18 protein-coding genes and 2 pseudogenes are annotated in these 25264 nt (G+C 48.4%); 5 read left to right on the forward strand and 15 right to left on the reverse strand.

Features of this window, described 5'->3' with window-relative positions:
• Window positions 1–6: 6 nt before the first annotated feature.
• Window positions 7–2022: an AsmA family protein gene (locus MKZ32_RS06195; RefSeq protein ID WP_239796472.1), complete on the reverse strand. Its 2016-nt coding sequence runs from the start codon at window positions 2020–2022 to the stop codon at window positions 7–9.
• On the opposite strand from MKZ32_RS06195, the gene MKZ32_RS06200 reads away from it, so the two are divergent.
• Entirely contained in the window at window positions 2023–2529 is a 507-nt protein-coding gene (locus MKZ32_RS06200) for a DUF192 domain-containing protein (protein WP_239796473.1), read from the forward strand.
• A gap of 67 nt (window positions 2530–2596) precedes the next feature.
• Here the strand turns inward: MKZ32_RS06200 and MKZ32_RS06205 are convergent, their stop codons facing one another.
• The 14 genes and pseudogenes from MKZ32_RS06205 to flhB all read right to left on the reverse strand — a co-directional run bounded on the left by MKZ32_RS06205 (window position 2597) and on the right by flhB (window position 17723).
• Window positions 2597–3175 carry a superoxide dismutase gene (locus MKZ32_RS06205; RefSeq protein WP_239796474.1) on the reverse strand — a complete coding sequence of 193 codons (579 nt, stop codon included), beginning with the start codon at window positions 3173–3175 and terminating at the stop codon, window positions 2597–2599.
• A gap of 121 nt (window positions 3176–3296) precedes the next feature.
• Window positions 3297–4961: an energy-dependent translational throttle protein EttA gene (gene ettA / locus MKZ32_RS06210; protein ID WP_239796475.1), complete on the reverse strand. Its 1665-nt coding sequence runs from the start codon at window positions 4959–4961 to the stop codon at window positions 3297–3299.
• Between the two features lie 204 nt (window positions 4962–5165).
• Window positions 5166–6065: a lipid A hydroxylase LpxO gene (gene lpxO / locus MKZ32_RS06215; RefSeq protein ID WP_239796476.1), complete on the reverse strand. Its 900-nt coding sequence runs from the start codon at window positions 6063–6065 to the stop codon at window positions 5166–5168.
• Window positions 6066–6159: 94 nt separating this feature from the next.
• A complete protein-coding gene (locus MKZ32_RS06220) occupies window positions 6160–7218 on the reverse strand; it encodes an AI-2E family transporter (RefSeq protein WP_239796477.1) in 1059 nt (352 codons plus the stop codon).
• Window positions 7219–7382: 164 nt separating this feature from the next.
• Window positions 7383–7685, reverse strand: a pseudogene (locus MKZ32_RS06225) (transposase); the annotation flags it as partial.
• A gap of 12 nt (window positions 7686–7697) precedes the next feature.
• Entirely contained in the window at window positions 7698–8738 is a 1041-nt protein-coding gene (locus MKZ32_RS06230) for an IS630 family transposase (protein ID WP_239796478.1), read from the reverse strand.
• Window positions 8739–8808: 70 nt separating this feature from the next.
• Window positions 8809–9392 (reverse strand): annotated as a pseudogene (locus MKZ32_RS06235) (IS1595 family transposase); the annotation flags it as partial.
• Window positions 9393–9868: 476 nt separating this feature from the next.
• Complete coding sequence (gene motD, locus MKZ32_RS06240) at window positions 9869–10624, reverse strand: flagellar motor protein MotD (RefSeq protein ID WP_320412262.1); 756 nt, start codon at window positions 10622–10624, stop codon at window positions 9869–9871.
• A 15-nt stretch (window positions 10625–10639) separates the two neighbouring features.
• Window positions 10640–11380: a flagellar motor protein gene (locus MKZ32_RS06245; protein WP_239796480.1), complete on the reverse strand. Its 741-nt coding sequence runs from the start codon at window positions 11378–11380 to the stop codon at window positions 10640–10642.
• Window positions 11380–12090 (reverse strand): RNA polymerase sigma factor FliA, encoded by a 711-nt coding sequence (locus MKZ32_RS06250; protein ID WP_239796481.1) that lies wholly within the window; start codon window positions 12088–12090, stop codon window positions 11380–11382. Before MKZ32_RS06250 ends, MKZ32_RS06245 begins: the two co-directional genes overlap by 1 nt.
• A 318-nt stretch (window positions 12091–12408) precedes the next feature.
• A complete protein-coding gene (locus MKZ32_RS06255; RefSeq protein WP_239796482.1) occupies window positions 12409–13290 on the reverse strand; it encodes a MinD/ParA family ATP-binding protein in 882 nt (293 codons plus the stop codon).
• On the reverse strand, window positions 13280–14494 hold the full coding sequence (gene flhF, locus MKZ32_RS06260; RefSeq protein ID WP_239796483.1) for a flagellar biosynthesis GTPase FlhF: 1215 nt from the start codon (window positions 14492–14494) through the stop codon (window positions 13280–13282). Before flhF ends, MKZ32_RS06255 begins: the two co-directional genes overlap by 11 nt.
• Window positions 14491–16575, reverse strand: a complete 2085-nt coding sequence (gene flhA, locus MKZ32_RS06265) for a flagellar biosynthesis protein FlhA (protein WP_239796484.1) — start codon at window positions 16573–16575, stop codon at window positions 14491–14493. The genes flhF and flhA overlap by 4 nt, the downstream gene beginning before the upstream one ends.
• On the reverse strand, window positions 16572–17723 hold the full coding sequence (gene flhB / locus MKZ32_RS06270) for a flagellar biosynthesis protein FlhB (protein WP_239796485.1): 1152 nt from the start codon (window positions 17721–17723) through the stop codon (window positions 16572–16574). The genes flhA and flhB overlap by 4 nt, the downstream gene beginning before the upstream one ends.
• A gap of 154 nt (window positions 17724–17877) precedes the next feature.
• Between flhB and MKZ32_RS06275 the strand changes: the two genes are divergently transcribed.
• The 4 genes from MKZ32_RS06275 (at window position 17878) to MKZ32_RS06290 (ending at window position 25259) form a co-directional block, all read left to right on the forward strand.
• The gene (locus MKZ32_RS06275; RefSeq protein ID WP_239796007.1) at window positions 17878–18918 is read left to right on the forward strand and encodes an IS630 family transposase; all 1041 of its coding nucleotides are present in this window, start codon (window positions 17878–17880) and stop codon (window positions 18916–18918) included.
• A gap of 484 nt (window positions 18919–19402) precedes the next feature.
• On the forward strand, window positions 19403–20905 hold the full coding sequence (locus MKZ32_RS06280) for an efflux transporter outer membrane subunit (protein ID WP_275584318.1): 1503 nt from the start codon (window positions 19403–19405) through the stop codon (window positions 20903–20905).
• 42 nt (window positions 20906–20947) lie between these two features.
• The gene (locus MKZ32_RS06285; RefSeq protein ID WP_239796487.1) at window positions 20948–22123 is read left to right on the forward strand and encodes an efflux RND transporter periplasmic adaptor subunit; all 1176 of its coding nucleotides are present in this window, start codon (window positions 20948–20950) and stop codon (window positions 22121–22123) included.
• Window positions 22124–22154: 31 nt separating this feature from the next.
• Entirely contained in the window at window positions 22155–25259 is a 3105-nt protein-coding gene (locus MKZ32_RS06290; protein WP_239796488.1) for an efflux RND transporter permease subunit, read from the forward strand.
• Window positions 25260–25264 lie beyond the last annotated feature (5 nt).

Below are 25264 nucleotides of genomic sequence, written 5' to 3' on the forward strand. Positions count from 1 at the left end.
CCTCCTTTATTTGATCACTGCCTTATTGTCCTGCGATACCCGCTTCAAGCGGTTTAATAGTTCACTCCAGCCTACTTTGCGATTGTAGCCGATCACAGTGATGGCGGGAATGCCGCCACCTTTTACGATCGTATAAACGTTACCCTTGTCTTCCACCCCGGCCATCGTGCATATGTCATTCTGCAGCATGCAACTCAGCCCGATGCGGTCATAACCGAAGTTTTCAAAGATGCGCAAAAAACTGCGCTGCAAGGCAGCAACCCCGCCTGCGCCCCCCAGCGAAGAAATATTTTCTACTGCCTTTTGGCTGATTCTCTTGCGATATTTTCCTGGGCTGCTCGCCAGCTTGGCATCAAAACGTACCGGAAGCCAGCTCACCAGTTCGAGATTGTTCACTCCCAAGTCAATACGTCCCTGAATATTGCCGAAAGAAAAGGTGCGTGTGAGGAGGTCGAGATCTAGTTCGCGCATGTCCAAATTACCCGACAAGCGAGGTGCGCGACCGAATGGATCAAATAACTCCAAGTTATTTGCCAGCACCGTGCCATCGAATACTCGAAATAATAAAGTGCCATCCACCTTGAGCAATTTGTCCAGATAACTTACTTTGGGAATAGAGCCTGATAGTGAACCGTGCATCTCAGGCCAATGCAATGCAGCACTGAGCTTCTGCATGGAAATTGATGTCAACGTGCTGGAAAAATTCCACTGCCACATGTCATTCACGTTATGCATATGAAAATCGTTCACCTCTAACTTGCCGTCAAGTAGGGGCAGGGTGGCTGTTGGAAGAATGAAATCCATCCCACGCATCTGGATTTGCCATTGTGTTGCACCCAGCGGCAATCCCATCAATTCGCCGTCGGCAAAAGCCACATGCGCTACATTCTGCAGTTGGGCGTGCCATGGAATATCCGCATTAATACCGTGTAGTGCAAAGCGTTTTTCACCGTCCACTACAGCTACATCGCGCAACTTTAGCAGCAGTACTTGGGTGGCGCCATTGCGGTATTGCCAGTCCACATCAGCACGTCCTTTCAGTTCTGTCGCCGACAAGGCGCTCTGTTCCAGAAATGGCTTGGCATAATTAGCAAAGCCATTAGCCAGCGAAAGATTCTCTCCAACCAAACGGCCTTCCAATAAGTTGCTCTTCTTAACATCCCACAGTGCATTCAGCTCAACCTTGCCTACCTCTGGCAGCTTAACCACAGCCTGCGTTATTTTTAGTTGTGCACCGTCCCACTGACCAGAGGCCCGAAGCGTATGTCCGCCGTGCAGATACAACGGTTGCCAGAATAGTTCACCACCCTGCCAATCGAGTGCGCTGCGCCAATTCCATTTTTGGCCTGTGCGATCTGCATTGACATGCAGCTCGCCTGTCAATTTTTCGGCGGCATGCAAACCACTTGCATCTGCAGCAGCCAAATCGGCCAACTGCAGATCAGCATTGATTTGGCTTACTCCCCCTTTATCGCCATGTACCACCAAGGTGCCATTCAGTGTGCCCTGTGTAGGCAATGGCCCATTCGGTGAAAGCAAGCCTGCCAGGCGTTTGCCTTGCGCATTGCGTAATAGTGCGGTGGCACGCCACGGTTTTGCGCGGAAATCAGCGCTCACCTGCCATAACTCATTAGCGTTAGCGGCAAGCTGCAACTCCAACCGTTGCGAAGCAAATTCGTAACTAAACGTGAATGGCATGTCTGGAATTGCATCCAGCTTACCTTTATGGCATGTCACGCGTGTTGAATTGAGCAAAAATTCCGTACAGTGTATGTATACCTTGCGCCATATTTTTTCTGCCATATGCAATTCGTCTATGCTAAATTCTGCCGAACCCTCTTGCGCTAATATCACTTTTATTCCGCGTGCGGTAAAGCTCGGCGCGGCAACGTCAGCCACATTTAATGTAATTTGAACGGCATAAAGCGGCGTAGACAAAAATAACAGGCAAAAAATCAATAAGCCGGATAGGCAGCAACTTAGCAGGTGGATTTTGGTATAAATAATTGTCTTGTTTAACATATGGCAACTCTCTTCCATGATACCAAACCATGCTTCATTTCTGCTAAACTGGTTTTAACAATTATAGAGTCCGACATGAGATTTTTTTCCGTTATATCCCTGTTCTACTTGATTGGCTTGCAACCCGCCTGGGGCGAAAATATTTCACTAAAGATTGGCAAACACAGTATTCATGCCGAAATCGCCAACACCCCGCAAAGCCGCGAACAAGGACTTATGCAGCGCGGTCGTCTATGCGCAAATTGCGGCATGCTATTTATCTTTGAAAAAGCTGACAGGTATAGCTTCTGGATGAAGAATACGCCGCTGCCGTTAAGCATCGCGTTCATCGCTGTCGATGGCTCCATCCTCAACATTGAGGAAATGCAGCCTAACACCGAAGATACGCACCACGCTCAAAGCGATGCATTGTATGCACTAGAAATGAATAGCGGCTGGTTTACCCGGAATGGCATCAAACGAGGGAAAATGGTTCAAGGATTAAGGCAGGCTCCTACAGGATACTAACCTCCCTAAACTGCATAAAAAATCCCGGTGAATCCCGGGATTTTTTATTTTGCTCACGCTTTAAAAATTACGCGTAGTTCTTTGTTGCGAAATCCCAGTTAACCAAGCCCCAGAAGCTTTCAACATATTTGGCGCGGGCGTTGCGATAATCAATATAGTAAGCGTGTTCCCACACATCACAGGTCAATAACGGCTTGTCATTACCGGATAGGGGTGTGGCGGCATTGCTGGTGTTAACGATGTCCAGCGAGCCATCAGACTTCTTCACCAGCCATGTCCAGCCTGAGCCAAAGTTACCCACGCAAGAAGCAGAGAATGTTTTTTTAAAGTCTTCGAAACTACCCCATTTCTTGTTGATACCCTCCGCCAGCGCTCCAATCGGCACACCGCCACCATTAGGCTTCATGCCATTCCAGTAAAAGGTATGGTTCCATACTTGGGCCGCATTGTTGAAAATGCCGCCGCTAGATTTTTTGACAATCTCTTCCAGCGTGGCGTTCTCAAATTCAGTGCCTTTAATCAAGTTATTGAGATTGGTCACATAGGTTTGGTGATGTTTACCATAGTGATATTCCAAAGTTTCCTTAGAAATGTGCGGCGCAAGTGCATCCATAGCATAAGGTAGTGCAGGTAAAGTATGTTCCATTTAGTTCTCCTCTATTTAAGTTTCAAGTGGTTCAAAATTTACAGTCGAATAACAGCCCTTGGGGCTAAAAAAACATCACAATAAAGGCTAGTATGGTTTCCTCCATTTTTGCCAACAAAACTCACCGACTAATCGGTTTATATCGAATTCGCTTCGGCTTCGCACCTTCTTCACCCAAACGCTTCCTTTTATCCGCTTCGTATTCTTGATAATTGCCATCGAAAAAGGTGACTTGGGAGTTGCCTTCAAAGGCAAGGATATGGGTAGCGATACGATCCAAAAACCAGCGATCATGCGAGATAACCAGCACACAACCGGCGAATTCCAGCAGCGCGTCTTCAAGCGCACGCAGGGTTTCCACGTCGAGGTCGTTGGAGGGTTCATCCAGCAACAGAACATTGCCGCCCGAAATAAGGGTTTTTGCCAAGTGCAGACGTCCGCGTTCGCCCCCTGAAAGATTACCGACCAGCTTTTGCTGATCTGCGCCCTTAAAGTTAAAGCGGCCAATGTAGGCGCGCGAAGGCGTCTCAAACTTGCCCACGGTGAGGATGTCATTACCGCCGGAAATAACATCGAACACAGTCTTATCGCTCTCCAGCGCATCGCGCGATTGGTCTACATGCGAGATTTTGACTGTTGATCCGATCTTTATTTCACCAGAATCCGGTTTTTCTTTTCCAGTTAGCATGCGGAATAGCGTCGACTTACCTGCGCCGTTGGGGCCAATAATGCCAACGATAGCGCCGGGCGGAATCTTGAGGCTGAGATTGTCAATCAGCAGTCGATCGCCATAAGCTTTAGAAACATTATTAAACTCTATAACTTCATTGCCCAGCCTGTCCGCCACGGGAATAAAAATTTCCTGGGTCTCATTGCGCTTCTGATATTCCTGCGAATTTAATTCCTCAAAGCGGGCAATACGCGCCTTTGATTTTGCTTGCCGTCCTTTGGGATTCTGGCGCACCCATTCCAGCTCTTTGCTTAGTGCCTTTTGGCGCGCGGACTCAGAGGACTCTTCTTGCTTGAGCCTGGCTCCTTTTTGTTCCAGCCAGCTTGAGTAGTTTCCCTTCCACGGAATCCCGTGACCACGATCGAGTTCTAAAATCCACTCGGCGGCATTGTCAAGGAAGTAGCGATCATGTGTCACTGCCACCACGGTGCCAGGAAAGCGTAAAAGAAATTGCTCTAGCCATTCTACCGATTCAGCATCCAAATGGTTGGTCGGCTCATCTAGCAGCAACATGTCTGGCTTGGACAGCAGCAACTTGCACAACGCAACGCGACGTTTCTCGCCTCCGGAGAGATTTTTGATAACGGCATCCCACTCGGGCAGACGTAATGCATCGGCAGCAATTTCCATTTGTTGATCCGCATTACCGTCACTGGCAGCGATGATGGCTTCGAGTCGAGCCTGCTCGGCGGCCAGTGCATCAAAATCGGCATCAGGATCAGCATAGGCAGCATACACCTCATCCAGTTTTTTTTGCGCACTGAATACTTCACCCAGTCCTTCCTGCACTGCCTCGCGCACGGTCTGCTCCGGGCTAAGTTGTGGTTCTTGCGGCAGATAGCCGATATTCAAGTTCGGCATCGGAATGGCTTCGCCTTCGAAATCCTTGTCCACGCCAGCCATAATCTTTAGTACGGTAGATTTGCCCGAGCCATTCAGTCCCAGCAGGCCGATCTTGGCACCAGGGAAGAAGCTGAGGGAAATATCCTTGAGAATTTGGCGTTTGGGCGGAACGATCTTGCCCACGCGGTTCATGGTAAAAACATATTGGGCCATAGTGTCTATTTTTTTGTGTCGAATGATTAATTAGGTGTGTAAGCTTACCCCAAGGCAAAAAAATTTGGGAGTATGTTAAATGCGCAATGAAAAGGTAAAGATAAACGGTCGGAGCTTTGATTGAGCGCGCCACACGCTGCATGCAGGGCTGGCGCGGCTTTTACAAAAGCTTTGACTTGAAAACCACCGTCCTGATCTGAATAATTACATCCAAATAATCAAAATTCCTACTGCCAGAATTAATCCTCCTTTGATCACGTAATACAAAGATCGATTCCATGCTTTCAGTTTTCGACGGTACTGACCTGCCAACCAAACAAAACGGAATAATTTGTTGATACCACCGGTTTGATCCCCGGTTTCATTGGGTGAGCTTGCTGCGGTCATGATTGTTCTGCCTAACCATTTGTTAATCATTTGTGCCCAGCGGTAGCGCATTGGGCGCTCAATGTCGCAAAACAGGATAATGCGATTGGTGTCGCATCCATTTTGAGCCCAATGAATATAGGTTTCATCAAAGACAACGGCCTGTCCATCTCGCCAACTATAGCGCTGACCATCGACTTCTATAAAGCAGCGATCATTATTGGGTGTCACCAAACCAAGGTGATAGCGCAGTGATCCCGCGAAAGGATCGCGATGCTCATTGAGTTTTCCGCCGGGCGCTAATTCTGCAAACATAGCGGCTTTCACGCACGGAATAGCGCGCAAAAGTGCAACTGTTTGTGGGCAATAGTATTCAGCTGACGGATGGCTGGCGCCATACCATTTTAAATAAAAGCGTTTCCATCCATTTTTAAAAAACGAATTAAAACCTGCATCATCATTTTTTTGCGCAGCTTTGATCTTCTCCAAGGCTTGTAGATTAAGAGCTTCAGCTCTGATTAATTCCCAATTCTCTTCCAGCAATTTCAAGCCATGGAATTGACTGACAGAAAAATAGGCCGTGTAAGGAACCCCTGAAAACAAATACATAAACAGGTTCATCGGCGCCACGATGGATGAGTGATCGAATAACTGACGAAACAAAGGGAGACGGACCTTACCCCGAAAATGGACGATAAAAATTGATATCACATAAATCGAGATCACTGCCCATTTCATAACAACTCCTCCATTTACTGCTACTCAAAGAGATATTTTATCTTCATCGCCAACTAAGTTTGGCATTATTTTTAAAATTATATACTTATGATATTCACTCTTTGTCTGCTTCTTTCGACAAAGAAAAGAGATCCCAAACAGCTATGAACATTGCAGCAATCACCGGACCGATGATAAAACCGTTCAGGCCAAAAAGAGCCATGCCGCCAAGCGTTGAAATAAGTACTACGTAGTCTGGCATTTGTGTGTCCTTACCAACGAGCACAGGCCGAAGAATATTATCAATCAGTCCGATCACAAGCACGCCAAATGCGATCAGGATCACGCCGCTCCAGATTTCACCTGTAACGAGAAAATATATTGCGACCGGTGCCCATATTAATGCCGCACCAATTGCAGGCAATAACGAAAGAAACGCCATCAGGACGCCCCATAACAGCGGTCCCTGAATACCAAGAATCCAAAAGATTAAACCACCTGATGCACCTTGCATCGCGGCCACAGCGATGTTGCCTTTTACCGTCGCACGAATGACCGTGATGAACTTGCTGAGCAAATGGCGCTTGTGCTCCATACTTAATGGAATTGCTTGCTTGATCCGTCCGGACAAACCGGAACCTTCACGTAGCAGAAAGAACAGCAAATACAGCATGATTCCAAAACTGATGATGAACTCAAAAGTATTTTGACCGATAGTGAAAGCCTGAGTCGCAATGAATTTGCTGCCTTCCATCACGCCGGTAGATATCTTGTCTTGCAATGCGGAGATGTTTCCAAATCCGAAACGATCTAGTAGATCGACCATCCATCGCGGCAAGGCGTTAATGATCTGTTGAAAATACGTGCCGAAATGTAGCTCTCCCGACTGGAGTTTTTGGTAAAGGCTGACTCCCTCTTGCACTAGTGAAGCGGTGATGAACGTCAGCGGGAGAATTACTATAACCAAACAAAGTACCAGAGTGGCGAGCGCAGTCAGATTCTGCCTGCCGCGCGTTACAACGAGCAAACGACGATAGAGTGGTGTAAACAGTATGGCAAGGACGCTACCCCAAAAAACTGCCCCGAAAAATGGCCATACGATCCAGCCGAATGCAATGGAAACGATAGTTAACAGAAGTAAAAATGCTTTTTTCTGAAATTCTGAGGAATTCATATGTAATTTTGGAGACCAAGTGAATGGTATTCATTGTTTTGGAGTCTCAATGTTACCTGAACTTAGTATTGAAGGTAGATCAAGAATATATCGACAAACTATGCCAGATTTATTCTTGGCAATTTTTAGAATGTAACCACTGCCCCCAATAAATTAATATGCCTCTAAACCATTTTCAGTTTAACCTGAGCCTGCGTCAGGCAAGCGTTGAGGAGGTGTAATGACAATTCTGCTCTCCACGCACGCCGATTGAATCGATAACAGAACTTATTGAGATACTCTTGCAGATACTTGGACGATACCCCGTGATAGGTTCCCAGCAGAAACGCCTTGAGGTTGCCGATGGCGATATGCACCCAGGGCAGCCATTCTCCGGCTTTGTCGGGCGGGGTCACCCGTGCGGTATGGTGCTGGGTCTTGCCGATCTCCACCAACGAAGCCAGCGCATCATTGCGCACTATTGATCCGGCACGAATTATTCATGAAGCCGCGTAGGCGACTTTTGGGTCGCGGAAATAACGGCGCACGCGTTCGGGGTTTTGCTCAAGCATGGTCATGTGATCAGTCGCAGCAGCTCTGAGTTTTGCCTTGGTGCGCACTGGCACCTTTGAAGTGATGACGTGCTTGAGATCTGCATTCAGTCTTTCTTCGGGGTTGAGTTCAGGGCTGTAGCTGGGCAAGTAGAACAACTCGATTTTCTGTGCGTTCTCGGCAGCCCAAGCCTTTACAGGTTTGCTGTGATGAACTCTCAAGTTGTCCAGTATCAGAAACACCTTGCGGTCTGTATCCTTGATGAGCGCCTCCAGAAATTCAATGAGCTTGTCGGAGTTAAATGCCTCATCAATAATCATCCAGCGCGTTTTACCCTGATTGGTTACCGTCGCAATCATCGATAGCTTGTGGCGCGTGCCGCCTACTGCGAACGTCACAGGTGTCTTGCCCACCGGCGCATAGCTCCTGCCTCTGACATCCGTGTTGACTAGCGCCGTCTCGTCGCCCCAGTGAATTTCCGCACCTTCGGCTTTTGCTCTGGTTTCAATGGCCGGATACTGTTCAACAAGCCAAGCCTGGACGGCTTCAGGCCGCTGCTCGTATGCTTTTTTAATGGGTTTTTGTGGTGTAAAACCCCAACGTGCCAAGTGGTTGCCTACTGCCCGAATAGACAGCTTGATACCGTGCGCCAGCTCAATGTGCTGGCGCACAGCGGGCCTGCTCCATAGCGCAAAATCCATCTTGAGTTGTTCGGGGCGTCTGTCGCAGATGGTTTGTTGAATCGCCAGCTCTTGGCTAACCGTCAAGCGACGTCCACTGCCAGGTTTTTTACCCCGAACGCCGGGCTTGAGTGCCCCCGAACCTTCAGCCTTATACAACCGCAGCGCCGTATTGACTGCCGTCCAGCTCAGTCCCGTTTGCACCACGATCTCCATCACCGCCACACCTTTGCGGTGCATACGAATGACTTGCTTGCGTCGTTCATGCAGTACTTCTCGCGACTGCTTGCGGGCATCTTCTTTTTCCATACTCCATAGACATCGAAAACCAATAAAAATTCATTTATAAATCGTGCCGGGTCTATAGTTGGCCAGGCGGGAGGTGGTGTTGCACAAACTTCGCCACCGACTTCTTTGTGACAGCGGAGACCTTTTGCATGGCGATATAACCGGCACGCTGACCCCGGTTCTCAACCGCCACCAGCACCGGAGATTTTCCTTCAGCGCCGCGCCCTCGCTTTCCACTACGTCGGCCACCTACCAGAGCATTGTCAATCTCGATCAGATCTTGCAGCCGATAGAGGCTATCGCGATGCCCCATGGCAATACGTATCTTGCGCAGCATCCGGCGGGCGGTGATCCAAGATATACCGATTTGTTTGGAAAGCCGCATGGCGGAGATACCGCCCTTGTCCGATGCACTCAGATAGATTGCCCAGAACCACTTGGTCAGGGAAAAGTTGGTGGAGTGAAACAGCGTCCCAGCCGTGAGCGAGGCTTGGTAATGACATTGGGAGCATTCGTAACTGTGGCGCGTGGGGTGATGGCATAGCCATGATCATGTCCACATCGCGGACAACGGAATCTTTCCGACCAACGTTGTTGCGCCAGCGCTTGAGCGCAGGTTTCTTCCGTTCCGTACCGTTTCTGCCAGTCCAGCAGGTTCACTTCCGTCGTATTCATGAGTCAACTCCTTATCTCTTTGATTATGAAGGGTTGGTCAAGTAGAACTGAAAATGGTTCAGAAGCATATAAATTAATGACTCTCAATGAATTAGGGACGCATGAATTTTAGATGCCTAGAATGCACAAAATTATCAAATATTTAATAATGTAACCGTCTAACTCCCTGACGCTCCGCCAAAGTTGAGGTTGACCTGGTTGCCGTGAACGGGGTTTCGTGCATCGGGAAAAAGCCAGGAAAGAAATCTGATTAAGAAGTGTTAGGTGGACATGACTTTAGTTCAGACGATCATCTAATGCAAAAAAGAGCGGGCCTTTGATCGTAAGAATGACCGTTATAAAAAGTTGGTGTGTTAGTGAGTAGGATCCAACGCCTAACATGAGGATCGTAAACCAACTTGCATGATTCGCTTTTTTTGCTTTAATAGTTGATTAAAGCATCTAAATCCCGGCCTTCGCGGGAATGACGAATCATACTATTTGATGGCTGAGTCTTTAGGCGCTGGCGCTGTTCGCTCAAATGAAGGTGATAATATCGTCACCGTAATTCGGCGATTTCGCGCGCGTCCTTCTGCCGTATCATTGGATGTGACTGGATAGTTGGCGGCGGAGCCTATCGCTTTCAGGTATCGTGGCGTTAACCCATGTCCGATAAATAAGCGCACTACGCTACTGGCACGTGCCGAAGATAATTCCCAATTGGATGGAAACTGCTGAGTGTTAATGGGGATGTTATCGGTATGTCCTTCGACCTCAATGGCCAGATCGACCTGCTCCAGCACCTTCGCCACTTCAGCCAGAGTATTTATTGCACTACCTTGCAATACCGCATCGCCCTGATTGAATAGCGCGCTAGCATTGATTTCCACCGCTACACCGCGATTAGTCTGCATTACACTGACCTGGCCATTTTTAACCAATGCGCTCATAACTTGATTGATTTTTTTGGCGATGTCCTGCATGGCTTCCTGCTGTTGCTCGGCTAGCTTGGCGTTCCTCCTGTCCACTAGGGATTTCAGCAATAAGTCTTGCTCGCTGGTTGGAACAATTGCTTCGGATTTGACTATCTGTTTACCAAAGGCGGAAGTCAATGAGGCACTGAACATTTGATATTTACTCTCATTAACCGAAGAAATTGCATACATCACCACAAAGAAGGCAAATAACAGTGTGATGAAGTCGGCGTATGAGATCAGCCAGCGATCATGGTTGTCATGTTCTTTATGTCTCACCCGACGTGCCATGGCTTAAGGAATAAATCCCTGCAATTTGCTTTCGATGAAACGTGAACTCTCACCACTGGCGATGGCTGTCAGTCCATCTACCAATATTTCACGCATTACTACCTGTTGCAGGATTAACATTTTCAATTTATTGGCCATAGGCAAAAAAACCAGATTCGCAAGTCCCACACCGTAAATGGTAGAAATAAACGCAACGGCAATACCTGCCCCCAGTTTTGACGGTTCGCTAAGACTCTGCATGACGTGTATCAATCCAAGCACAGCGCCTAGAATGCCGATAGTCGGCGCATAACCTGCTGCTGATTCCCATATACGTGCAGACTGGAATCGCAATTGTTCATACGCATGATTATCGACCTCCAGTACTTCTCGAATTTTTTCCGCACTGTTGCCATCCACTAGCAGTTGAAGTCCTTTTTTCACAAATAAATCGCTGCTTCTGGCAATGTGTGGTTCCAGAATAAGTATGCCGTCCTTGCGTGCCTGTTTGCTCCAAGCGGTAATCTGATAGATCAATTTTTGCGGGGATAACTTGGGTGTAACGAACACCCAACGACCCATTTTGATCCCAGCTAAAAAAACATTTAGTGGGCTTTGTAGCATCACGGCGCCCAGCGTACCGCCGAACACGATGAGAAAAGCCGCGCCCTGAAAAAGAATGGATAGCTCACCGCCTTCAAGTAATTGTCCGCCTAAGATACCGCCCAGGCCAAGCAAAAGACCGGCTAAGCTAAGCTTGTCCATTAATGGCCTTTCAACGAACTGCGCAAACGCGCTACCGCTTGGCTGTGCAACTGGCACACCCGCGATTCGCTTACGCCCATCACCTCACCGATTTCGCGCAAGTTCATATCCTGCTCATAATGCATGCCCATCAATAGGCGCTCACGCTCCGGCAAATTTCCGATGGCCTTAATCAATGCACCGCGAAAACGTTCATCTTGCAATACTTCGAGCGGATTGGCATCGCTATCAAAATCATAACGCTCAAAGAAATCCTCTTCACCTTCGCTGTGAAAATCCTCGTAATAAACTAATTGCGCGCCACGCGACGTGAATAACATATGCTGATACTCGGTCAAGGGCATGCCCAACTCCTGAGCAAGTTCCGTTTCGCTCGGTGGTTTGCCCAGACGTTGTTGTAGTTTGCTGATTGCCGCTTCAATTCGGCGCATATCACGGCGCAAGCTGCGCGGCATCCAATCGGCTTGGCGCAATTCGTCCAGCATCGAACCGCGGATGCGCTGCGAGGCATAAGTTTCAAACTGCGCGCCCCGCAACTCGTCATAGCGCCCCGCTGCCTCCAAAAGCCCCATCATGCCAGCCTGTATAAGGTCATCTACTACTATGCTGCTGGGCAATCGCACCATCAAATGATGCGCAATACGTTTTACTAGCGGCGCATATTCTTTGATGCACTGTTCCTTGTCGCTTAATCCGCTTGCTGTGTACATAATATTTATTATGGAGATTTACATTGATTATGGAAGGTGTAACTGTAGCAACCATCATTCCCGTTTCGATAAGCTCAATACAGCTGGCTTTGGTGAAACGAAAATCAAAAATTTAAAATGCTTTATTAAAGTTTACGAGGCCCTGTCTTTGTGGAAATGACTGGGTTCAGTAAAACAAGGCGTAATTTGAAATTCTAGCGCCATATCTGTAAATTAAATTAAAATTTATTGATAAAATTTCCTAATCGATGACATATCAAAACGTTGTTTGATTTATAGAGATATCCATAATGTATGTATTAATAATTTGCGTGTGTCCTAATTCAGGGTACTTACCTGCCGAATCAATCGCTGCATAATGCTGGGCAGACCTTCTCCTGACCCCTCCCTCTCCGTAGCGGGCAGCAACATCAGGTTGCGTCCCAGCTCGCCAAATGCCAGCGCAGACCGTGCAGTTGGGAATACATCAAGAACGGGGCGGCATAATTGTGTCGCACGTTTGAGCTTATCATCAAACGGAATATAACCTAGATATTCCACGCATACCTGCAAATGTTGGCGTGCCACTTGTGCCACGTTACCAAATATAAGACGTGCCGCTTGTTCATTACATGCTTTGTTAACAATAATCCCAAAGTTCTGGCGTCCATCCTGCATGGCCATGCGCTTGATTAAGGCATAACTTTCAGTAATAGCAGAGGGAGTGGAGTTCAGTACGAGCAGTAGCGGCTGATTGGGTGCCAGGCTACCAGTAATATCCGGCTCCCTATATGTTGTTGCATCCACCAGTACAACATCAACATCACAGGACGCTTCCGCCAAACTTTCCAGCAAATGCTCACGTTTTTGTGTACACAATGTTGGCAACGCTTGAATGGCACGTGCTACAGGTAGTATGCGTATATTCTGTGGACCATCATGCAGCATAATATCGCGCATCGTCTTTCCGTGTTGTACAGCGTGCAACAAATCATGATGTGGCTTAAGCGCAAGCATATTACTTACATTGTCGTGTGACGGACTTTCGTCCAGTATGAGCACCTCTTTGCCGGCGTGCGCCAAGGCCGTAGCCAGATTCACCACTACACTGGTCGCTCCGAAGCCAGCGCGGGCAGCGGCCACCGTGATCACACGCGTGGAAGCACGAACCAACAGACGGCGCAATCCCTCTGCTTGATCAGTTACGCGTTCAAGTTGCATATTCCTCCCGCATTACAGGTGCCGCACCCACCCCCGCCATCAGCGCAGGGAATTCCAGTTCATGCAAAGCGAATGGAGTTGCTTTAGCAGATTGTTTGAAGGCACGATGCAACAGATATTCCATGTTCACTTCGTGCAAGTCTTCCGGCACGCGTTGTCCATTGGCGATGTAGTGCAATGTCAATTTGTGGCGCATTGCTACATCCAGCACCGTACCGAAGGTTACTGCTTCGTCCAGTTTCGTGGGGATGCAACCAATGACCCCTGCACCGCTATACATGCACACCACATCATTTAGGGTGTCACCGCTACTGGTGGCATTAAGCAACAACAGTCGTTGCACTCCAGTAGCATTGAACATCTCGGCTTGTGCTGCCATGCGACTATCGTGCTGCCCCATACCGATGGTATCAATCAGCACCAAATGTTTTTGTTTCAGGCTGGACAAGGTGAGACGTAAATCCTCGGTGTCGCGTACAGTATGCACTGTCACACCAAGTATTTTGCCATAAATGCGCAATTGTTCATGCGCACCAATTCGGTAGCTGTCGGTGGTGAGTAATGCCACTTTGGCTGCACCATAACGAACCACCGCACGTGCCGCCAGCTTGGCCGTGGTGGTGGTTTTTCCAACGCCGGTGGGGCCTATCAATGCAACCACGCCGCCGCGCACGATTAAATCTTCTTGCTTCGTGGCGATACGCAAGTTGTTTCCTAGCACTTGACGCACCCATTCCATATTGGCTTTAGCAGGCATCTTGTCAATCATTTGGCGCGACAGGGCTGGGCTAAATCCGGCATTCAGCAGATCGCGCAACATACGTGTGCGTTGGGGGTCGCGCTGCTGCCTGTCTGACCATGATAGACAGTCCATTTGTTCCTGCATCATATTACGCATGAACTTGATCTCACTGAGGATGCCTTGCTGTTCCAATTGCATTGTTGATATGGATGATATTGGAGGCTCCGCCATAACTGCGACGGGTGCGCGTTCCTGCATAACTATCGGCGCTCGGGCTGACACGGGAACGGGTTGCTTGGACTCATGTGTTAACTGGGCAAATTCCGCGCTGGCCAGCGCCATAATCTCGACCCCACCGTCTACCTTACGATTGGATAGGATAACCGCATCAGCGCCCATCTCAATGCGTATCAGCCGTAATGCTTCGCGCGAAGTTGGTGCCACAAATTTTTTCATGTTCATGCTCTTCCTCCTACCATTGAAGTTACCCGTACTGCTTTGAAGCCCGGCACTTCCTCATGCGAAATAACTTTCAGTTGCGGTAACGCACGTTTTAGAAAACGTGCCAGCAAATCACGTAACTGTCCCGGTACCAACAGCACCGTGGGCAGCCCTAATTGTTCTTGTAGTTGTGCAGCAGTTCGCGCTTCACGCAGAAGCGTATCGGCTAATCCGGGTTCGATAGCCAAATTGCTGCCGCCCGTCTGCATGGCTTGCATCAAGATATATTCCAGCTCTTTGTCCATGCCGATGACCTGCAATTCTTGCGCCGCAGGGTAGAACTGTTGCACGATGGCCGGGCCCAGCGCGACACGCACTAAGGCGGTAAGATGGTGAGCGTCCTGTGTCTGAGCGGCACACTCAGCCAACGTTTCCAAAATGGTGCGCATATCACGGATATGCATACCTTCGTCGAGCAAGTTCTGCATCACCTTCTGTACTGTAGAAAGCGGCAGCAATTTAGGGATAAGATCTTCGGTCAATTTGGGTGACAGCTTGCTTAAATGATCGAACAATAGCTGTAATTCCTGTCGACCCAATAATTCAGCGGAATGGGTATGGATAAGATGGCTTAGATGGGTGGCGATAACCGTGCTGGCATCAACCACCGTATAGCCCATAGACTGTGCTTGCTCACGCATCGCCGTATCTACCCAGATAGCAGGCAGGCCGAATGCCGGGTCATGTGTCTGGGTACCGGGCAATACACCGCTGACGCTGCCGGGGTTAATCGCCAGATGCATATTGGGAAAGGCGTCGCCCGTGCCAATTTCCACCCCTTTCAGGGTAATGCGGTAAGTATTCGGGCGCAGATCAAGATTGTCGCGAATATGCACTGCAGGCGGCAAGAATCCGATGTCATGGGTAAATTTCTTGCGTATCCCCTTGATGCGTCGCAATAGATCACCGTCCTGTGCTTTATCAACCAACGTGATAAGACGATACCCGACTTCTAGTCCCAGTATGTCCACTTGCGACACGTCTTCCCAGCTTGCCTCATTAGTTTCCGATGGGGATACCTCAATGCTGGCAGCCTCAGGCTTTTGCTCGACTGTCTTGGGGCGTTGGATAATGAAATAAGCCAGGCCGCCTAGAGCGCCAGCAAGCAACAGGAAAGAGAAGTGCGGCATGTTAGGAATAAGACCCAGCATGCCGATGATGCCCGCAGTTAAAACCAGCACCTGGGGTTGACTAAATAACTGTCCCACGATTTGCTGGCTGATATTTTCTTCAGTGGATACACGGCTCACCATCATGCCGGCGGCAGTGGAGATAACAAGCGCCGGAATTTGCGCCACCAAACCATCGCCAATGGCTAACAGGGTATAATTATTGGCGGCCGTAGCGATGTCCAGGTTGTGTTGAAATACGCCAATGATTAATCCGCCGATGACATTGATAAAAATGATGATAATGCCCGCTACCGCATCGCCCCGCACGAATTTGCTGGCGCCATCCATTGAGCCATAGAAATCTGCCTCCTGCGAAATAGCAGCACGCCGCCGTCGCGCTTCTTCTTCGCCAATCAGCCCGGCATTCAAATCGGCGTCGATCGCCATCTGCTTACCAGGCATCGCATCTAATGTGAAGCGTGCTCCCACCTCAGCGATACGTCCTGCACCCTTGGTAATCACCACAAAGTTAATCACCACCAGAATGATGAACACTACAATGCCGACGGCGTAATTGCCGCCCACCAGGAAGTGGCCGAATGCTTCAATTACCTTGCCCGCAGCGCCAGGGCCGGTATGACCTTCCAGCAGCACCACACGAGTGGAAGCCACGTTGAGCGAAAGGCGTAGCAGTGTGGTAATCAGCAGGATGGTTGGGAATACAGCGAAATCCAGAATCTTGACGGTATGCATGCTTACCAGCAAAACCATAACCGCTATTGCAATATTGAAAGTGAACAGAATATCAAGCAGAAATGGCGGCAACGGCAACACCATCATTGCCAGAATCATCACAATCAGCACTGGTCCAGCCATGCTGCGCAAACCAATACGCTTGATTAAATTTTGTATCGTTAATAAATTAATCATATAGATCCTTCCTCATCAGATGCGGGATCAAGTTGTGGTGGCACCGGCAAATCATGTGGAGCATCCGGCATGACACCACTCCCTTGACGATAACGGCGCAATTGATAAACATAGGCCAATACTTCCGCTACGGCGTTGTATAACGCTTCGGGGATGGCCTGCCCTAACTCGGTATGCTTGTGCAAGGCGCGCGCCAGTGGTGGTGCTTCAAGGATAGGCACATTATTCTTTATGGCAATTTCACGGATGCGTGCAGCAAGCAGATGGGAGCCTTTGGCCACCACGACAGGCGCGCCCATACCTTTTTCGCTGTAACTCAATGCTACGGCATAGTGTGTGGGATTGGTCACCACCACGTCGGCAGTGGGAATGTTCGCCATCATGCGGCGGCGTGCCATTTCGCGCTGCATGCTGCGAATGCGTCCCTTAACCTGTGGATCACCCTCGGATTCCCTCGCCTCCTTACGCACCTCTTCCTTGGTCATCTTCAGTTTTTTGTTGTGTTCCCACAACTGAAAGGGGACATCCACTGCCGCAATCAGAAACATGCCACCCATAATCGTGACGAAGCTCATCCACAACAGATGGCCTAGATGAGGCAAGGCAGCAGTTAATGGTTCCGCTATCAACATCATCACCGAGTCCTTGTAGTGCCAGATAGCCCATGCACCTATTCCACCTACTACCAGCGATTTGGCGATAGCCTTACCAAGTTCGACTAGGCTATTAATCGAGAACATGCGCCCTATCCCTGTGATCGGATTGAGTTTTGAAAGGTTGGGTTGGAGGGGTTTCAAGCTGAATATCCAGCCATTAAGTAATAATGGGGAGAGCGCGGCAGTAACAAGCAGTAACAATAGAAAAGGCAAAAATGCCACTAGAACCTCCAGTGACAGCGTATGCAAGCGTGGTAATAATAAATCGTCATTGAAAGCCAGTGTGGCATCAAGAGTGAGACCATCACGCAACAGTTTGACTAGTTGAGCAGACAGCGCGGAACCCATCAGCCATAGCCCAGCACCACCTGCAAGTAGCACGGAGAAAGTTGACAATTCGCGCGAACGCGCGGCCTGACCTTCTTCACGGGCCTGATCCAAGCGCCGCTGGGAGGGTTCTTCTGTTTTTTCGAGATCGCTGTCTTCTGACATGACTTATTACTCCACTGACTATAACGATTATCAGCAATCTGGAAGAACACGACCCGACGAATAAAGCGGGTTTTACGGTTTATTTCACTCTCTGAACTATAGACCCGGCACGATTTATAAATGAATTTTTATTGGTTTTCGATGTCTATGGAGTATGGAAAAAGAAGATGCCCGCAAGCAGTCGCGAGAAGTACTGCATGAACGACGCAAGCAAGTCATTCGTATGCACCGCAAAGGTGTGGCGGTGATGGAGATCGTGGTGCAAACGGGACTGAGCTGGACGGCAGTCAATACGGCGCTGCGGTTGTATAAGGCTGAAGGTTCGGGGGCACTCAAGCCCGGCGTTCGGGGTAAAAAACCTGGCAGTGGACGTCGCTTGACGGTTAGCCAAGAGCTGGCGATCCAACAAACCATCTGCGACAGACGCCCCGAACAACTCAAGATGGATTTTGCGCTATGGAGCAGGCCCGCTGTGCGCCAGCACATTGAGCTGGCGCACAGTATCAAGCTGTCTATTCGGGCAGTAGGCAACTACTTGGCACGTTGGGGTTTTACACCACAAAAACCCATTAAAAAAGCATACGAGCAGCGGCCTGAAGCCGTCCAGGCTTGGCTTGATGAACAATATCCGGCCATTGAAGCCAGAGCAAAAACAGAAGGTGCGGAAATTCACTGGGGCGACGAGACGGCGCTAGTCAACACGGATGTCAGAGGCAGGAGCTATGCGCCGGTGGGCAAGACACCTGTGACGTTCGCAGTAGGCGGCACGCGCCACAAGCTATCGATGATTGCGACGGTAACCAATCAGGGTAAAACGCGCTGGATGATTATTGATGAGGCATTTAACTCCGACAAGCTCATTGAATTTCTGGAGGCGCTCATCAAGGATACAGACCGCAAGGTGTTTCTGATACTGGACAACTTGAGAGTTCATCACAGCAAACCTGTAAAGGCTTGGGCTGCCGAGAACGCACAGAAAATCGAGTTGTTCTACTTGCCCAGCTACAGCCCTGAACTCAACCCCGAAGAAAGACTGAATGCAGATCTCAAGCACGTCATCACTTCAAAGGTGCCAGTGCGCACCAAGGCAAAACTCAGAGCTGCTGCGACTGATCACATGACCATGCTTGAGCAAAACCCCGAACGCGTGCGCCGTTATTTCCGCGACCCAAAAGTCGCCTACGCGGCTTCATGAATAATTTGTGCCGGATCAATAAGAAGGAAGTAATTGCCCACAACCTGAAATGTGAGTAAGCACTTATGAAGAATAGCTTTAGCACGCTCTAATGAAGAACGCGTGTATTCCGTGCAATCTAAACTGTTTAATTTGCTATGAACTTGCAAAGAGGAAAAATGTGCTTTGGGCTATAATGTCAAAGTTAAAAGGTTACGTGTACATATAATTTGATGGGCTAAGTGATTCGTAGCAGGCAATATTTCGATAAGTGCCCAATGAACAACAAGAAATTGTCAACTAAAAATTTGTTCATTCGTTGATTACGTACTCTATCTCATAGAGCCGATTTGATATGATTTTCTTCAGGAATGCCTAGAACATTCAAATTATCATTAAACATCACATTTAATTCAGGCCAACCTTGGCAATTAAGCAGCACAAAATAATTAAGCGAGCAACTAGAAAACTCTTAACGAAGAGCTCATTCTACTGGGTTGCGCTAGTGTTTTCGGCATTGCTGAATGGCTGTGTTATGGGTCCTGATTTCAAAAAACCTGAAGCCCCTCTTGCTACCAGTTACGCTCCTCAACCATTGTCTCAAGGAACTGCTGGGGGACCAGGTCAAGCTAGGGAATTGCAAAAATATAATGTAACAGCAGCCATTCCTTATGACTGGTGGACAATGTTTCATTCACCGCAAATTAATTCATTAATTGAACGAGCTTTTAAGACCAATCCAACGATACAGTCTGCACAAGCCGCGTTGCGTGGGTTGCAGCAGAATGTTATTGCGCAAGAGGGCTTTTTCTATCCCACCATAGGTGCCAGTTATTCGCCATCGCGTAATAAACTGAGTGGTAACAATGGGGGTAACGCATTAGGTCTACAGGGGAATGGTCGGAATATCCAAACCGTTTCAAACCCTGCAGGACCAGTATTTGTCGGGCCAGTTTATTACAATTATCATATCGCGCAATTAACGGTTGGTTACGTGCCGGATGTGTTCGGTGTTAACCGTCGGCAGGTCGAGTCTCTTCAGGCCCAATTAAATGCGCAGCATTTTCAATTGGAAGCTACCTACATCACACTTGCTTCAAATGTTGTGGCGGCTGCCTTACAGGAAGCGTCGCTACGCAGCCAAATTGTTGTGATGCAAAAAATCATCAACTCCTACAATGAAAATCTCGAGATTATGCGCAAACAGCTTAAGCTTGGATTTATTGCTGAGCTTGATGTGGCGTCTCAAGAATCAGTGAAGGCACAGGCAGAGCAAGCGCTCATCCCAATGAAAAAACAGCTCGAACTAACTCGCGATTTGATTCGCGCCCTTGCCGGCAATTTACCCAATGAAGATGTGCCAGAAAAATTTGAACTCGGGTCGCTTCATTTACCGGAGGAGCTTCCATTAAGCCTACCCTCGCAGCTTGTTGAACAGCGCCCCGATATTCGAGCCGCGCAAGAACAATTACACTCAGCCAGTGCGGAAGTGGGCGTGGCCATAGCCAGCCGACTTCCGCAGTTTTCAATTACCGGTGCGATTGGAGGAATGGCCTCAACCCCGTCTTGGTTGTTCCAGACAGGTGGTCCTTTTTTTTCTTTGCTTGGAAGTATTTCTAAAACGCTATTGGATGGCGGGACATTAAAAGCTAAGGAACGCGCCGCAAGAGAGCGTCTGGTTGAGGCCGGTGCAGATTATCGAAATGTGGTGATTACTGCTTTCCAGAATGTGGCTGATACGCTGCATGCTATCCAGTCAGATGCCGATTTCTTGAAAGCTGCTGCAAGATCTGAACAAGCACTGAAAGTAACTGCTGATATTACCCGCAAGCAATACAAGTTGGGCTATGTCAGTTATCAAATCGTGGTGATAGCCGAACAAAGCCACCAGCAATCATTAATTAATCTGATTCAGGCTCAAACTAATCGCTTTGGCGATGCGGCGGCGTTGTACCAAGCACTCGGAGGAGGATGGTGGAATCGTTCCGATGCCACAAATAAGTACTAATTTAATCACGACGCTCGCCTTACCAAATGAGAAATTCGTTCTATGATCAAACTAAATAAAAAAATTTTGCTATTCTTTTTTGTCATTACCTTGGTGATTGTTGCAGGCTATTGGGGATGGAATAAATTTCGTACTCCCAGCGTGGTTCCTAGTCCAGAAAAATCTTCTATCCACACGACTTCTGACCAGCTACGGTTTGCTGCGAACGCGCCACAGTTGTCATTTTTGAAAATAAAAACGGTTGAAGCATTTCCTGAGCCTTTGGTGGAACCCTTAAATGGGCGTATTGTTTACAACGATAATCATACTGCTCGTGTTTTTTCTCCGCTTGTCGGCCGTGTCGTAAAAATACCGGTCGAAGTAGGGATGCAAATAAAAAAAGGTGACCAACTGCTAGTACTGGACTCACCTGATTTCGCTATGGCAATAGCCGATAACGCAAAGGCAAATGCCGACCTATTACGTAAACAAGAAATTTACGAGCGGACTAAACAGCTGTATCAAGTCAAGGGAATTGCTCGCAAGGAGGTAGAGGCTGCGGCGGCTGATTGGCAACAAGCACAAGCAGAATCCCGGCGAGCTAAGGCACGGATGAAAAATTTGAATGCCGATGTGCCCACTTTAGCGGGCCAATTCATTTTACGTGCGCCAATAGATGGGACCATCAGCGAACGTCAGGTTAATGCCGGTAGTGAGGTCAGGTCGGATGCCGTCAATCCATTGTTTGTTATCACCGACCCACTTCATCTTTGGGTGCAAATTGATCTACCCGAACGGCAACTCGACAAGGTAAACCTTGGTGACCTGGTTTCTGTTGAAGTAGATGCTTACCCTGGCGAAATTTTTCAAGGGAAAGTGACTGTCATCGGTGGGGCATTGGATCCACTCACCCGACGCATACAAGTGCGCTGCGAACTGGATAATCCACACCTCAAACTAAAGCCGGAAATGTTTGCACGCGTCACTCCCATTGCAAATGGAAAATCGAAATTACCCCGCGTACCGAATGCATCTATAGTCACCCAAGGCTTGTTCAGTTACCTATTTGTTGAGCAGTCTCCCGGCGTATTGCAACGACGTCGGGTTACGCTCAGTCTACAGGGAAGCGAGTATGCCTATGTCAAAGAAGGTTTGCAGGCAGGCGAACGTGTGGTCACAAGTGGAGCATTGTTACTTAATTCTGAACTCGGAACAACGAGTGATGCCGCTCATAACTAAATGTTGGTTCTAAGCAAATGCTAGAGAAGTAATGTTAGAAAAGTTAATTACATTCGCACTGCAACAGCGCATGTTTGTGCTCGCCGGCACATGTGTACTGATGATTGCCGGTTGGCAGGCCATCGAAAATCTGCCGATTGAAGCATTTCCTGATGTGCAGGATGTCCAGGTACAGATTGTTACCCAAGCTTTGGGACAAGCTCCCGAGGAGGTAGAGCGCAGCATAACGTTACCGATTGAGCGCGAAATGAGCGGCGTTCCACGCATGACACAATTGCGTTCTGTATCTATTACTGGCTTGTCAGTAATTACTCTTACCTTCTCCGACCGCACCGACGATTATTTTGCACGTCACCAAGTGCTGGAAAAACTACAGAACATCAGCTTGCCTCCTGGCGTACAGCCTAGTCTGGCACCCCTAACGAACGCGGTAGGTGAAGTGTATCGTTATGTGCTGGAAGTACCTAAAGACATGTCACCCAACGAAGTGCGCGCACTACAGGACTGGGTGTTACGCCCCGCGTTACGTCAAGTTCCAGGTGTAGCAGATGTAGTCAGTTTCGGCGGCACGGTGAAAGAATATCAAGTTCATATCAATCCTTTTCTTTTACGCAAATTCAATGTAACGCTCGATCAGGTAGCACAAGCCCTTAGTATCAATAGTAATAATGGTGGTGGCGGTGTGCTGAAGCGAGGTGATGAGGCATTGGTGGTGCGCAGCATCGGGTTATTTAAAACCACAGGTGACATTGCGCGTGTGGTGATTATGGCCAAGGATGGCAAGACCGTGCTGGTTAGTGATGTCGGTGAGGTAGCCATTGGTGAACGGCCGCGCTCCGGTATTGTGGCCTTCAATGATTATGACAACGTAGTACAAGGTATCGTGCAGATGACCAAAGGGCAAAATGCCACCAGGATCGTAGAAGCCCTCAAAATTCGTATTGCACAACTTACACCAAAATTGCCACCCGGAGTGAAAATCGTCCCTTACTATGACAGAACTGACTTGGTTCGCCACGCAGTTCGTACTGTGAGCGAAAATCTGATTGTTGGCGCGATATTAGTTATAGCCATCCTGATATTATTTCTGCGCAACTGGTATGCGGCACTTGCCGTAGCGGTGATTATTCCGCTGGCAATGTTGTTTGCATTTATCCTGCTTGATCATGGAGGCGTGTCAGCCAACTTGATTTCGCTCGGTGCAGTGGATTTCGGAATCATAATTGATAGTGCAGTTGTTTTGATCGAAGCGCTGATGGTCAAGCTCGCTCTAGCCAAGGCGGATGCATTGCCGCAGCATCAAACTTATGGCTGGCGTTTACATCTCATAAAGCAAACCAGCATTGAGATGGGGCATCCCATCTTGTTCTCCAAGGCAATAATTATATTGGCTTTTTTGCCGATATTCACCTTTCAGCGCGTAGAAGGAAAGATTTTCACGCCCGTTGCTCTTACCCTGACGTTCGCTCTTATAGGTGCAATTTTGTTGACCCTGACATTATTGCCTACGTTATTGAGCTATGCGGTGAAAAATAAAGATCTTGCCGAAAAGCACAGTGACTGGATGCACAAACTGCAAGAGCACTATCGAAATTTGCTGCTGTGGGCAGGTAATCGTCGTAAAAGTATCGTAGCAGCTTCTACCATCGTGCTTGCTATCACACTCATGGCAGTCCCCTTTCTTGGTAGCGAATTTCTACCCAAGCTGGACGAAGGCAACATCTGGCTGACTATCAGCCTGCCGCCCGCAACCGCATTAGATAAAACCAAGGATGTTGAACGTCAGGTGCGCGCTATCCTGAATTCCTATCCTGAGGTAAATAATGTCACCACTCAAGTGGGTCGTCCCGATGATGGTACTGATCCGAAGGGGCCGAACAACCTCGAAATTATGGCCGATCTCAACCCGCATGACACATGGCATTTTGTCGACAAAGAAGCATTAATTGCGGACATGACCAAAAAAATTCGCGCTATTCCCGGCGTCCCGACGAACTTTTCGCAAGTCATCCAAGATAATGTGGAGGAAGCGCTATCTGGCGTAAAGGGCGAAATCTCGGTTAAGATTTTTGGTTCTGATTTAGAAATTCTTGAAGATAAATCGGAACAAGTCGCCCATATCCTTAATGGCATTCGTGGAGCGGCTGACGTAGCCGCAATTAAAGTTGGCGGGCAAACCGAATTGAATATTACGCTCGATCGCAATCGGATGGCGCGTTATGGCATCAATGTCAATGATGTGAATAACACCATAAAAATTGCTATGGCAGGTAGCACAGTCAACATTTTTTACGAAGAAAGTCGGCGTTTCGATGTGACACTGCGCCTGGATAAGCCATACCGGGACGCAGTAGATGACCTTGCCGATTTACCGATAACATTACCTGCTGGAGGAACTTTACCCTTGGGTTCAATTGCTGAAATTGCAGTGCGGCAGGGAGCAGCTCGGGTCGGGCGTGAAGCAGGTGGGCGATTAGTCGCAGTAAAAGCCAATTTGCTCGGACGCGACCAAGGCAGCTTTGTTGATGAAGCGATGGCAAAAGTGAATGCACAGGTGAAGCTTCCGCCGGGCTACAGCATGACTTGGGGTGGACAATTTGAAAATCAGCAACGTGCAATCAAACGTCTCAAAATCATTGTACCGTTGTCAATACTGATGATTTTTATATTGTTGTTCTGGGCATTTCGCTCCATGCGTAAAGCACTTTTGGTAATCTTGATGGTGCCTTTCACGTTGATCGGAGGGATTGCCGGACTTGGATTCGCGGGGCTACATCTGTCCGTTTCGGCCGCCGTCGGATTCATTGCCGTGGCAGGTATCTCAGTTCAAAACGGTGTGATCATGGTAGAGCAATTCATGGAAGGTTTACGTAATGGTAAAGAGATATATGAGAGCGTACTGGAAGGTGCGGTGGCACGCCTACGTCCTATCTTGATGACCGCGCTGATGGCCGGTATCGGTCTGTTACCGGCTGCGCTCTCTCATGGTATAGGCTCGGAAACCCAGCGTCCTTTTGCTGTGGTTATCGTCGGCGGAATTGTTTCCGCTACTCTATTCACTTTGTTATTGCTGCCCTTGTTGTTTTCCGTCTTTGCTGAAGAAACCAATTCTTCTCAAAAAACCCCTGGTTCTTAGATCAG

The sequence above is a fragment of the Candidatus Nitrotoga arctica genome (assembly GCF_918378365.1).
GTDB classification, from domain to species: domain Bacteria; phylum Pseudomonadota; class Gammaproteobacteria; order Burkholderiales; family Gallionellaceae; genus Nitrotoga; species Nitrotoga arctica.

Coding starts and splice junctions, on each gene's coding strand:
- MKZ32_RS06195 (WP_239796472.1), bottom strand. CDS start 2,022: ATGTTAAACAAGACAATTATTTATACCAAAATCCACCTGCTAAGTTGC.
- MKZ32_RS06200 (WP_239796473.1), top strand. CDS start 2,023: ATGGCAACTCTCTTCCATGATACCAAACCATGCTTCATTTCTGCTAAA.
- MKZ32_RS06205 (WP_239796474.1), bottom strand. CDS start 3,175: ATGGAACATACTTTACCTGCACTACCTTATGCTATGGATGCACTTGCG.
- ettA (WP_239796475.1), bottom strand. CDS start 4,961: ATGGCCCAATATGTTTTTACCATGAACCGCGTGGGCAAGATCGTTCCG.
- lpxO (WP_239796476.1), bottom strand. CDS start 6,065: ATGAAATGGGCAGTGATCTCGATTTATGTGATATCAATTTTTATCGTC.
- MKZ32_RS06220 (WP_239796477.1), bottom strand. CDS start 7,218: ATGAATTCCTCAGAATTTCAGAAAAAAGCATTTTTACTTCTGTTAACT.
- MKZ32_RS06230 (WP_239796478.1), bottom strand. CDS start 8,738: ATGGAAAAAGAAGATGCCCGCAAGCAGTCGCGAGAAGTACTGCATGAA.
- MKZ32_RS06245 (WP_239796480.1), bottom strand. CDS start 11,380: ATGGACAAGCTTAGCTTAGCCGGTCTTTTGCTTGGCCTGGGCGGTATC.
- MKZ32_RS06250 (WP_239796481.1), bottom strand. CDS start 12,090: ATGTACACAGCAAGCGGATTAAGCGACAAGGAACAGTGCATCAAAGAA.
- MKZ32_RS06255 (WP_239796482.1), bottom strand. CDS start 13,290: ATGCAACTTGAACGCGTAACTGATCAAGCAGAGGGATTGCGCCGTCTG.
- flhF (WP_239796483.1), bottom strand. CDS start 14,494: ATGAACATGAAAAAATTTGTGGCACCAACTTCGCGCGAAGCATTACGG.
- flhA (WP_239796484.1), bottom strand. CDS start 16,575: ATGATTAATTTATTAACGATACAAAATTTAATCAAGCGTATTGGTTTG.
- flhB (WP_239796485.1), bottom strand. CDS start 17,723: ATGTCAGAAGACAGCGATCTCGAAAAAACAGAAGAACCCTCCCAGCGG.
- MKZ32_RS06275 (WP_239796007.1), top strand. CDS start 17,878: ATGGAAAAAGAAGATGCCCGCAAGCAGTCGCGAGAAGTACTGCATGAA.
- MKZ32_RS06285 (WP_239796487.1), top strand. CDS start 20,948: ATGATCAAACTAAATAAAAAAATTTTGCTATTCTTTTTTGTCATTACC.
- MKZ32_RS06290 (WP_239796488.1), top strand. CDS start 22,155: ATGTTAGAAAAGTTAATTACATTCGCACTGCAACAGCGCATGTTTGTG.